This window comes from Streptomyces flavofungini (assembly GCF_030388665.1).
Lineage (GTDB): Bacteria > Actinomycetota > Actinomycetes > Streptomycetales > Streptomycetaceae > Streptomyces > Streptomyces flavofungini_A.
Map to the genome: position 1 here is coordinate 4,689,305 of NZ_CP128846.1, position 11,592 is coordinate 4,700,896.

Genomic DNA, 11,592 nt, shown 5'->3' on the forward strand with positions numbered 1-11,592 from the left:
CCTGGGGCGAAGCGCCCTGAACCCTCAGAGAGCAGGCCGTGTCCGGTGTGTGCCGGAACACGGCCTGCTCTTTCCTTTCTTACGGTTTCGGCGCAATCGCATCGTGGATACGATGCGATCGGGTACGGCGCATTCACCTGACGGCACCTCTTAGGGGAGGCAGGGGCCATGCGATCGGTGAGCCGCACAGGACTGATGACCGCCGGGCTCGGGCTTGGAGCGGTCGGTGGTTTCGTCGGCAGCCTGCTCCGGGAACGGAGCGCACTGACAGCCGCTCGTGGCGCCGCGAGCGAAGGAAGTGAGGAACCGCCTTCATGGGGCGACGGCTCGTACCGCTCACGCTGGACAACCTTCCGGACCTTCCCAAGCGTTGTCGCACGTGTGTCTTCTGGGAGCTGGACCCGGTCAGCGGCCAGGCCGCAGTAAAGGCCGGTACACCGGAGCTGGAGAAGGAGGCGTGGATCTCCGCCGTCCTGCTGGAGTGGGGGTCCTGCGGCCGAGTGGTCTACGTCGACGACGTGCCCGTCGGCTTCGTGCTGTACGCGCCGCCCGCGTATGTGCCGCGCTCGACAGCCTTCCCCACGAGCCCCGTCTCACCGGACGCCGTGCAGCTGATGACCGCCTGGATCATGCCGGGCTACCAGGGGCAGGGACTCGGCCGCGTCATCGTGCAGACCGTCGCGAAGGATCTCCTGCGCCGGGGGTTCAAGGCCATTGAGGCGTTCGGTGACGCGCGCTGGGAGAAGCCCGCCTGTGTACTGCCTGCGGACCATCTGCTGGCCGTGGGCTTCAAGACGGTTCGCCCACACCCCTCCTACCCTCGACTGCGGCTTGAGTTGCGGACGACGCTGTCATGGAAGGAAGACGTAGAGCTGGCACTGGACCGGCTCCTCGGGGCGGTCCAGAAGGAGCCTGCGCTGCGGCCGCTGTAGTCCGAATGCGCGCGCTGGGGGCTTCAGGGCGGGCGACATACGGCGAAGGGGCCAACCTCGTGAGGTTGGCCCCTTCGTGTTTCACGTGAAACATTGCCTGCCGCCGTGCGCGGCTGGCTCTGCGACTAGTCGGCGATGAACTCGGTCAGATCGCGCTCCAGAGCCGCCTTCGGCTTGGCGCCGACGATCGTCTTGACGACCTCGCCACCCTTGTAGACGTTCAGGGTCGGGATCGACATGACGCCGTACTTGGCGGCCGTCCCGGGGTTCTGGTCGATGTTGAGCTTGACGATCTCGATCTTGTCGCCGTGCTCGGCGGCGATGGCCTCAAGAGACGGCGCGATCTGGCGGCACGGGCCGCACCACTCGGCCCAGAAGTCGACCAGTACGGGCTTGTCGCTCTTGATCACGTCCTCCTCGAAGGAGGCGTCGGTCACGTGCTTCAGGGTTCCGGCCACGAGGGGCTCCTAACTTGGTGCTGCGGTGGGGCTGGGGGCAGTCGGGTCAGACAGTCGCGGCGGCAGCGTTCTCGCTGTCCACGGCGGCGGCGAGGAAGCGCTCGGCGTCCAGAGCGGCGGAGCAGCCGGTGCCCGCCGCCGTGATCGCCTGGCGGTACGTGTGGTCGACGACGTCACCGGCACCGAAGACGCCGGAGAGGTTCGTCCGGGTCGACGGCGCGTCGACCTTCAGGTAGCCCTCGTCGTCCAGCTCCAGCTGGCCCTTGAAGAGCTCGGTGCGCGGGTCGTGGCCGATAGCGATGAACAGACCAGTCACCGGCAGCTCGGAGGTCTCGCCCGTCTTGAGGTTGCGCAGGGAGAGACCGGAGAGCTTCTGGTCGCCGTGGATCTCGGCGACCTCGCTGTCCCAGATGAACTTGATCTTCGGGTCGGCGAAGGCACGCTCCTGCATGGCCTTGGAGGCGCGGAGGGCGTCGCGGCGGTGGACCACGGTCACGGACTTGGCGAACCGGGAGAGGAAGGTGGCCTCCTCCATCGCCGTGTCACCGCCACCGATCACCGCGATGTCCTGGTCCTTGAAGAAGAACCCGTCGCAGGTCGCGCACCAGGAGACGCCACGTCCGGAGAGGGCGTCCTCCCGCGGCAGGCCCAGCTTGCGGTGCTGCGAGCCCGTCGTGACGATGACGCTCTTCGCGCGGTGCACCGTGCCCGCCGTGTCCGTGACCGTCTTGATCTCGCCCGACAGGTCGACGGCGACCACGTCGTCGGGGACGAGCTCGGCACCGAAGCGCTCGGCCTGAGCCCGCATGTTGTCCATGAGGTCGGGGCCCATGATGCCGTCCCGGAAGCCCGGGAAGTTCTCCACATCGGTGGTGTTCATCAGCGCACCGCCCGCGGTGACGGCACCTTCGAACACCAGGGGCTTCAGCGAGGCGCGCGCGGTGTAGAGCGCCGCCGTGTAGCCGGCGGGCCCGGAGCCGATGATGATCACGTTACGGACGTCGGTCACGGCTTGATTCCTCGTCTCTGGGGACTACTGCGTACTGCCGGGGGCCTGTCTCAGGTCTCTCACCCCACCCAACGGATCCTACGGGGCGAGCATTCCCCACGTGTCCGAGCACACGGAAGGAACGCGTGCCGGGGCACGAGAAGAGGGCCCGGCACCGTAGATCGGTAAGCACTGGGAAGGGGGTCAGGAGGGGGCCTGAGTGTCTCAGGGGCGTGCGTAGGACTCCGTGAGCAGGACCTTGCCCGTGGCGTCGGCCGACGCGGACGCGCTCGCACAGGCAGCGTCCACGACATACGCGGAGACCTTCGCTCCGTCGGTGTCGTGCGGCACGACGACGAGGTAGGCGTTCGTTCCCTCGTACGTGCCCTTGCTGACGGCCAGGGGCGTACGTCCGCCGAGGCCCTTTTCGATGCAGGCGGGCACCTCGACGTACTCCTCGCGCATCGTGGACCCCTTCTGCGGGGTACCTTCGGGGCTGGACCGGGTGTCGAAGGAGGGCTTCTTTCCCCCTGTGTCCGTGCCCGAGATCTTCTGCTCCTCGGAGAGGAGATCGGAGATCTGAGCTTCGAGCTTGCCTTTCGAGAAGGTGTCCTTGCTCGTAGAGGAGGCGCTGGGGGGCTCGGTCGAGTCGTCGCTCCACGGCTGGATCAGCAGGGCACCCAGGCCGAGTGCAGCGGCGGTGAATACGGCGCCGATCATTGTCGTACGGCGTCGGCGGCTTCGCGGACGTCCGCCGCGACCCGGGCCGGTGGCCGCGCGCGGGTGTCCGGCGGGGCCGTGCACCGAGGAGCCGCTCGCGGATGCACCGGGCGGGGCGCCCGCGCCGGACCCGGCGGTCGGCTTGAACGCGTCCGCAGGCGATGTTTCACGTGAAACATGCACGGTGGGCTCGGCAAGAGTTTCACGGTCGGCGTCGGAGGCGATGTCGCGGTCGGAGCCGTCGAGGCCCGCTCCCTCAACTTCGGTGACGGTCGCCGTGGCAGTCGCGTCGAGCAGTGCTTCCGCTGCCAGGGCCGCGTCGATGCGCTCCGCGACATCGGTGGGCATGCGGGGCGGCCCAGGCAGCGAACCGAGCATGCCGCGGATCTCTTCGAGGGAGGCGTAGACGTCGGCGCAGAGCGGGCAGTCGTCCAGGTGCCGACGCACGTCCAAGGTGCGCGACGGGGACAGCAGGCCTTCGGTGAGGTCGGAGATCTCGGCGACGTCCGGGTGCCCAGCTGAGTCTGTCGTCGTGGTCACGCTCGCCCACCTCCACCCTTCACTGCCGCTGAGTCGCTGGGTCCCGCATCCGAAGGGGGCCCCGCGTCCTGAGGTTCCGCTGCCGGTGGGACGGTTGTCCCCTCGGTCCGGTTCCGTCCCGGGGCGTTCTTTCTGGGGGCGTCCTTCTCTCCGCTGCCCGTGTCGTTCTCACGTCGGGACGGTGCTTCCGTCCGAAGATGCGTGAGAAGCGGCAGGAGCCGGGCTCTGCCGCGCGCACAGCGGCTCTTCACCGTGCCGGTCGGGACGTCGAGGACCCGGGCCGCCTCGGCCACGGGATAGCCCTGCATGTCCACCAGGACGAGGCAGGCGCGCTGATCGGGCGGCAGGGTACCGAGCGCCTCCAGGAGCTCCCGGTGCAGATCGCCGCGCTCGACGGGCGCCGCAGCCGACTCGTGCGGTTCGAGGAGCTGGTCCAGGCGCTCGGCGTCGTCGACGGGAGAGGTCTTCCGGGACGCCGCCTTGCGGGCCCGGTCGAGGCAGGCGTTCACGGTGATGCGGTGCAGCCAGGTCGTCACGGCGGACTGGCCGCGGAACGTGTGCGCGGCGCGGTAGGCGGAGACGAGGGCGTCCTGGACAGCGTCCGCGGCCTCCTCACGGTCCCCCAGCGTGCGCAGAGCCACGGCCCACAGCCGGTCGCGGTGGCGGCGGACGATCTCACCGAAGGCGTCCTCGTCACCGTCGACATGGCGGGCAAGGAGCTCCTGGTCGCCCAGCTCACCGAGCTCGGTGCTGTCCAATCTGGAACCCCTCCCCTCACCCCTCAGCGTTGGCCGGACGGTCAGCCCTTGAACTTCACGTCCGTGATGCCTTGCTTGTAACCCGCGCTGTAGTAGCCGTCCGTGCCGGACCTCGGCACGTGCGTCACCCAGAGAAGCACGTACTGCGTCTTGACCGGCTTGTCGGCCTTGATGTTCAGGCTCGTGCCCGTGGTCGTGCCGTCACCGATCTTCTTCATCGAGTCGACGGACCCGGTCGGCGACAGCGAGTCGGCCGCGTACAGCGCCGCCGTGGTCTTGTGGCCCGGGTACTTCAGGCCGAGCGACGCAGCCGTGACGCTCTTCGCGGAGCCGAGATCGTAGACGATTCCGACGCCTGCGCGGTACGGGGCCAGCCGAGGGCCGTCCACGTACGACTTGGTGCGCCAGAGCGTGGAGGTGTCTCCGTCGTACGTCTTCGAGACGTTCTCGGGGTCCTGCAGTTTGCCGCCGAGCGCGGACTCCTGCGCGTTCTGGATCGCGATCGGCTTCGGCGGCTTCGGCTGCTTCTTGTCGTCGCCGTCCGTCGTCTTCGTCGTACCGGAGTCGCCGCCCTTGTTCTGGTCCATGAGCGCGTCCGCGAGCTGCCAACTGCCCAGGCCCAGCGCGGCGATGAGCAGCGCGGAGACGGCCCACTTGAGAGCCTTGCCGGTGCGGCTCTGCAGCGGGGGCGGCGGGGCGGGGACGGCCTGGGTGGTGCCGGGGGGCTGGGCGCCGCGGCCGTAGTTGCCCTGCTGGTACGTCGTGCGCTGGTACTCCGGAGGGGCCGTGAAGGCGGGCTCCGGGGGCCGGATGCGGGGCAACTCGGCGATGGCCTTGACCAGGTCGTCCGGCGTGGGGCACGCGGGCTCCTGGCGGGACGCTGTCGCGCCGTCGTTGGCGAGCGCGCGCATGGCGAGCTCTGACAGGCCGCGGTGCACCCCGGCGCGGACCTGGTCCGGCGGGAGCAGGCCGACGTCCTTGGGGAGGCCGGAGAGGCCGTAGGCGTCGCTGTCGTACGGCCAGCGCTGGGTGAGCGCGGCGTACAGCAGGGCGCCGATCGCTTCGGTGTCCGTGCGCTGCGGGGTCTCGGAGCTGATGCCGCGCAGCGCGGCGTTCACGGCGAGGCCGCGGATGCGGTACTGGCCCGATGAGGTGCGCAGGACGGCGCTCGGCGTCAGTCGCAGATGCGCGAGGCCCTCGCGGTGGGCGGCGGCCATCGCCTGGGTGACTTGGCTGACGAGTTGGTAGGCGTCGTGGGCGTCGAGGGGCCCTGCCGCGAGCAGTGCGGTCAGTTCCGTGGCGTCGGGCAGCCACTCGTGCACGACGTAGACGAGGTCGTTCTCCTCGACCGCGTCCAGGACCTGCACGAAGCGGGGGTCACCGAGCAGCGCCGCGGAGCGGGCCGCGGCGAGCACCGAGCGGGCCCGGGGATGGTCGGCGGGCAGCAGGTGCACACCCACGGCCCGGCGCAGTTTCTCGTCGACCGCACGCCAGCTGCTGAAACCGTCCAGACGGGTGACGCACTCTTCGAGGCGATAGCGTCTGGCGAGCTTGTGACCGCTGTGCAGTTCCGGGGGAGTTGTCACCCCGGGCGCGTTGGTGGGCTCGTTCGTGTTGGCTGTTCCGTCGTCTGCCGTGTCCCGCTCCCGGGTCTGGGCCACCCCGTCGGCCGTGGACTGCTCCGCCTGCGCGGTCAGCGGCTTGTCGCCGCTGTTGTCTGCCACGTCGACGGCAGCCGTGCTCCGTTCCGCCACCGTCGCTCCTGCCTCCCCATCCGTTGCGCTTCGTCAGACGCCAAAGCCAATTGTGCCCACAGTCCGGCGCTATGCACGACACGCGGTGGGCGACGATGGTTGTGCGGACTCCTTCACATCAGCGCCCCAGTCGTCCGCGCACCATACCGACCAGCGAGTTCAGCTCCTGGATCCGCATGCGCCGCGCGGCCACGAAGAAGACCCCGAAGAGCACGGCCAGACCGACGATCAGCGCGGCCAGGGAGCCGAAGAGCCCCTGCCCGAGCGCCTTCGTGATCGCGTACCCGGCTCCGGCGCCGAGAATCGCCCCCGGCACGGAGGCCAGCGCGAGCCGGGCATAGGTACGGATCACGTTCGCCCCGTCCAGATCGCCGCCCAGGCGCTTGCGCAGCCGCTGCCAGGCGACGCCCACACCGATCGCGTACGCGGCGCCGTAGGACAGTGCCATGCCCGCCACGGCCCAGCGGGCGGGCAGCACCAGGTAGCAGACCCCGGAGGCGGCGGCGTTGAAGGCGGCCACGATGACCGTGTTGTAGAAGGGGGTGCGGGTGTCCTCGTACGCGTAGAAGGCGCGCAGGACGACGTACTGCACGGAGTACGGGATCAGGCCGAGGCCGAAGGCCATCAGCATGTAGCCCATGCGAGTGGCGCCGTTGACGCCGGACGAGCCGAAGATGAGCGTGCACATCGGGATGCCGAGTGCGAGGAAGCTGAAGGCGATCGGCACGATCGCGACGGCCGAGGTGCGCAGGCCCTGCGAGATGTCGTCCCGCACGGCCCCGGTGTCGCCCTCGTGGGCCGAGCGCGACAGCCTCGGCAGCAGGGCGGCCATCAAGGAGACCGTGATGATGGCTTGCGGGAGTCCCCAGATGAGCTGGGCGTTGGCATAGGCGGAGAAGCCGGTGCCGTCCATACCGGAGTGCTTGACCGCCGCGGTGCCGAGCTGGGTCACGACGATCGCGCCCGCCTGGTTGGCGAGGACGAAGAGCATCGTCCACTTGGCGAGCATGGCGGCCTTGCCGAGGCCCTGGCCCTTCCAGTCGAAGCGCAGCCGCAGCTTGAAGCCGGTCTCGCGCAGGTAGGGGAACATCGCGAGCGACTGCACGACGAGACCGAGCAGGACGCCGACACCGAGGAGCCGCACGCCGTCGTCGGGGATCGACGTGACGCGCATGCCCGACTTCTCGGATGTGCCGTACACCCAGAGGAACATGCCGAGCGTCGCGATGATGACGATGTTGTTGAGGACCGGGGTCCACATCATCGCGCCGAACTTCCCGCGGGCGTTGAGAATCTGTCCCATCACGACATGGATGCCCATGAAGAAGATCGACGGCAGGAAGTAGCGGACGAAGGTGATGGCGACCTCGTTGGCCGCCGGGTCGCTGGCGACCGGGGTGGAGAGGGCGTGGACCAGCAGCGGCGCGGCGATCCAGCCGAGCACCGTGAGCACGCCGAGCGCCACCATGACGAGCGTCAGGAGCCGGTTGGCGTACGCCTGGCCGCCGTCCGCGTCGTTCTTCTGGGCGCGCACGAGCTGCGGCACGAAGACCGAGTTGAGGCCGCCGCCGACGGTGAGGATGTAGATCATCGTCGGCAGCTGGTAGGCGACCTGGAAGGTGTCGCCGAGCAGGCCGATGCCGAGCGCCGAGACGATCATCGCCGAGCGGACGAAGCCGGTGAGGCGGGACACCATCGTGCCCGCGGCCATCACGGCGCTGGACTTCAGCAGGCTGGACGCGCGGCCCCCGGACTTCACCGCGGGCGCTGCCGGAGCCGACGAGGGCGCCTTGGCGGGCGGCGGGACGGCCGGGGACGCCGGCGCCTCCTGCCCCGCGGGCGGGCGCGTGCCGGCGTGCTGGGGCTCCTGGTGGTAGCCGCCCTGGTCCGGGTACTGGCCGGGGTCCGGGTACTGGTTCGGGTCCTGGTAGTAGCCACCGGCCTGCTGGTTGGCGTACGGAGCGCCCTGCTGCGCGTACGGGGCGCCCTGCTGCTCGCCGTACGCGGGGTCGCTCTGCGGGTACGCGTACGGCGTGCCGTGCTGCTGGTCAGCGTAGGCGCCCTGCTGGTGGGCATAGCCGGCACCATGCTGCTGCTGGTCCGGGTAGGCGGCCTGGCCGGGCTGCTGCTGGTAGGGGTAGGCGGCGCCCTGCTGGTCCTGGTATCCGGCGGGCTGTCCCTGGTATCCGGCACCGGGCTGGCCCTGGTAGCCGCCCGCCTGCGGGTCCTGGTACCCGGCGCTCTGGGCGGGCTGCTGGCCCTGGTATCCCCCGCCGTGGGCGCCCTGCTGCCCCTGGTACGGGGCGTTCTGCTGGCCGTCGTAGCCCTGCTGGGCTCGCGGATCGGCGGCCTGGGGGTCGCCGTAGCCCGCCCGCGGGTCGCGGTGTCCGCTGCCCTGCTGGTCCCGGAAGAGGTGGGCGAAGGCGTCCGGCTGGTGCCGCTCCTCGCCCGCCTGCGTGACGAGGTCGTCCACGCCCACGTACTGGGTGGTGCGCGGGTCGTCGCCGTAGGGGAGGTGACGGGTGGTGCCGTCCGGCTCCGGCGGCGGGGTCTGGGCCCAGACGCGGGGGTCCGGCTGGTACTGGGCCGACGGCGGCTGGGCGTAGAGCTGCTGCGGGTCGGGGTAGCTCCCGGGCGGCGGCGGGGGGTGGGCCGCGCGGTCGTAGAGCGCCTCGGCCACCGGGTCCTGGGCCGAGAGGTCCTGGGCCCGATAGGGGTCCTGGGCGTACGCGTCCTGGAGGTAGGCGTCAGGCGCGTGCTGCGGCGGCACCTGACCGTCCTCGTGAGGGCCGGGAGGCGGGTCCCCGGCCGCACCGGAGCTGCCCGCGCCCTGGCCGCGCTCACCGTCGTACGGCGCGTTCATGGTTTACCCCACCTCATGGTCCGCGGGCCCACCGGCCACGACATCGCTCAACGGTCCACTCTCTCACCCGTGTGCGAAGGCTCGGTGCTTTCCACAGCGGTGTCCGGTGTCGGGTCACTCGGCTGCTCGGGATCGGCCGAACCGGGGTCGGTGCCGGGAGAGGTGTCGGGGGCGGCGTCGGAATCACCGTCGGGGCCGCCGTCCGGGCCTGCCTCCGCCTGCCGCCGCGCCGCGCGCTTGCGCTGGGTGTACATGCGGAATCCGGCGAGGACGAGGAGCAGCACACCGCCGCCGATGACCAGCATCACCGTCGCGGTGAACTCGGTGACGTTGACGTCGAAGCGGACGGGCTCGCCGTAGGGCTCGTTGTCCTCGGTGTACAGCTGGGCGTAGACCGTGACCGGGCCGTTGGCGTTGGCGGTGGTGGTGAACTTCACGGACTGGGTGTGGCCGCCGCCCGTGATCCTGACGGGCTGCTCCTCGTAGAGTCCGTCGCCGACCTTCAGGCGGGTGGGGTTGGTCGACGTCAGGCGCAGCACGAGGTGGTCGACGCCCTGCACCAGGTTGTTCTGCACCGTGACCGGGATGGTCGCGCTGCGGCCCGACAGCTTCACGTCGGACTTGTTGATCAGCTTCACCTGCTGGATGAGGCTCGTCAGATATCCCTGCACGCCCTTGCGGAAGTTCTGGGCGTCGGTCGGGCGGCCGCGCCACGACGTGGACATCTCACGGTCCATCGCCCGCCCGAAGGGGGTGATGACGCGGTCCGGCTCGGAGAGGATCTGCTTGAAGCGGTCGAGCTTGCCCTGGGTGTTCTGGACCTCCTCGAACGCGGAGCGGGGCAGCTCCTGCTTGCGCAGCGTCGACGGGTAGGACCGGGCCGAGGGGACCTGGGTGGTGGCGTCCGGGTCCGGCTCGGCCTTCGCGGCCGCCGTCAGGGACTGCGGCTGCGACCAGCGCTTGTCGTCGAGGGCGGCGAGCGCCCGCGCCATGGTCTGGGCCTGGCTGGCCGAGGGCATGCGCTGCGGGGCGACCACGATGCTTCGCTGCTTGTCCGGATCCTGCAGGGTGATCATGAGACTTTGGGCCAGGAACTCCTGGGTGGCGAGGGTGGAGTCCTCGGCCCTCGTCATGTCGCCGCGGAAGGCGGTCGAGAGGCGCGCGTCGGCGACCACGGCGGTCGTCCCGCCGCCGATGGGCCGCGCGGCGCTCGGGGTGTACAGCAGCCCGCCCGTCTCCCGCAGACTGTCGCTGCGGGCGATCACCGAGTGGGCACCCGCCGAGGTGGCGACATCCACGACCGACGGGTCGACAGCGCCCTCGGCGGGCCAGGCGAAGTCCGAGGTCGGCTTGACGTTGAGGATGTCCTCCACGGCCTGGGCGCCGACCTCGGTGGCTTCCTTGAGGTGGCCGAGCGAGCCCTTGACGGCCCTGCCGTTGTGGGCGAGCGAGGCGAGATCGGGGTCGGCGAAGGGCAGCGCGACGACCTTCTTGCCCTTGACGGCCTTGTGGAGCTGGTTGAGCCACTGCTTCGCGAGGGCCTGGTGCTTGCCGGCGACGGTCGTGCCGTCCGGTCCCTCGACGTCATAGCTCGTCGTCATCGCGTCGACGGAGACCAGCAGGTCCGGGTCGATGACCCAGGCGACGTCGAGCTGGCTGCCGAGCGTCAGGAGCTGCTGCAGCCGCCCGCCGGTCTGGAGCTCCTTGGCCAGGCTCTCGTCCTTGAAGAGCGGCGTCTGCTCCTCGTCGGAGCGTGTCCTCGACGTGAGGTGCGTGGTGGACATGAGCGGCCACAGGTACGTCGTCTTGGTCTTCGTGTCGGCTGCCCCGTCCTGCCACGGCAGGAAGGTCCGCTCGATGCCGAGCACCTGCGGGTAGGGCTGCGCGGCGGTCTGGCCGGTCAGCGTCACGCCGAGCTGGTAGACGCCGTCCATGCCGAGGTGCAGGGCGCTCACAGGCACGGAGATGCTGAAGTCGTACGGGACGCCCGGGGCGAGCCGGGAGAACTTCTCGACGTACTTCCCGCCGACCTCGGAGCCGTCGAGCCCCGGCTGGTACGTGGTGCGCTTCGCGGCGCTGTCGATGTCCGTGCGGCCGCCCAGGGCGCTGCCCACACGGAGGCCCACGTGGGCGTCGGTGATCGCCTGGCGTCCCTCGTTGGTGATCTTTCCGGAGACCACGACGGTGTCACCCTTGCGCGGCGCGCTGGGCGTGAGGGAGTCCAGGGAGACGTCGACGGTACGGGAGCCGGTGGGGGCGGTCTTCGTGCCCGTGGCGGCCTTGCGCGCGCTCGCGGCGACACCCGTGGTACTCGACGTGCCCGCCGACCCGGTCGCGGTGTTTGCCCTCACGTCCGTTCCGGCAGCGTGCGCGGAGGGGCTCACGGGCACCTGGAGCAGCCCGGCCAGCAGTGGTGCCCCGGCCAGCAGTGTCGCTGCCCGCCGGAACCACCGGCGGGCAGGTGAGGGGCTGGTCCCCGGGAAATCTGCCGCCTCGGCCACGCGTTGCCCGTCCCTCGTCGTCGTCAGCTGTGTCGGTGGTTGTCGTTCGCTGCGTCCACGCATGGTAACGAGGTGCGC

8 protein-coding genes are annotated in these 11,592 nt (G+C 70.3%); 1 reads left to right on the forward strand and 7 read right to left on the reverse strand.

What is annotated here, in order from left to right:
* The first annotated feature begins 314 nt into the window (after positions 1-314).
* Positions 315-932 (forward strand): GNAT family N-acetyltransferase, encoded by a 618-nt coding sequence (locus tag QUY26_RS19640; protein ID WP_190118539.1) that lies wholly within the window; start codon positions 315-317, stop codon positions 930-932.
* 125 nt (positions 933-1,057) lie between these two features.
* Here QUY26_RS19640 and trxA read toward each other — a convergent pair whose 3' ends face one another.
* The 7 genes from trxA to QUY26_RS19675 form a co-directional block, all read right to left on the reverse strand.
* Entirely contained in the window at positions 1,058-1,390 is a 333-nt protein-coding gene (gene trxA / locus QUY26_RS19645) for a thioredoxin (protein ID WP_289948488.1), read from the reverse strand.
* 46 nt (positions 1,391-1,436) lie between these two features.
* A complete protein-coding gene (trxB, locus tag QUY26_RS19650; RefSeq protein WP_289948489.1) occupies positions 1,437-2,399 on the reverse strand; it encodes a thioredoxin-disulfide reductase in 963 nt (320 codons plus the stop codon).
* A 204-nt stretch (positions 2,400-2,603) separates the two neighbouring features.
* Positions 2,604-3,638, reverse strand: coding sequence for an anti-sigma factor family protein (locus QUY26_RS19655; protein ID WP_289948490.1), 1,035 nt, complete (start codon positions 3,636-3,638; stop codon positions 2,604-2,606).
* Entirely contained in the window at positions 3,635-4,396 is a 762-nt protein-coding gene (gene sigM / locus QUY26_RS19660) for an RNA polymerase sigma factor SigM (RefSeq protein ID WP_289948492.1), read from the reverse strand. Before sigM ends, QUY26_RS19655 begins: the two co-directional genes overlap by 4 nt.
* Positions 4,397-4,437: 41 nt before the next feature.
* Positions 4,438-6,150 carry a protein kinase family protein gene (locus QUY26_RS19665; RefSeq protein WP_289948493.1) on the reverse strand — a complete coding sequence of 571 codons (1,713 nt, stop codon included), beginning with the start codon at positions 6,148-6,150 and terminating at the stop codon, positions 4,438-4,440.
* A 118-nt stretch (positions 6,151-6,268) separates the two neighbouring features.
* Entirely contained in the window at positions 6,269-8,629 is a 2,361-nt protein-coding gene (gene murJ, locus QUY26_RS19670; protein ID WP_436840516.1) for a murein biosynthesis integral membrane protein MurJ, read from the reverse strand.
* A 431-nt stretch (positions 8,630-9,060) separates the two neighbouring features.
* On the reverse strand, positions 9,061-11,514 hold the full coding sequence (locus tag QUY26_RS19675) for a DUF6049 family protein (RefSeq protein WP_289955843.1): 2,454 nt from the start codon (positions 11,512-11,514) through the stop codon (positions 9,061-9,063).
* Positions 11,515-11,592 lie beyond the last annotated feature (78 nt).

Bases quoted from the DNA above. Each gene is read 5' to 3' on its own strand.
- QUY26_RS19640 (WP_190118539.1), top strand. From the start codon at position 315: ATGGGGCGACGGCTCGTACCGCTCACGCTGGACAACCTTCCGGACCTT.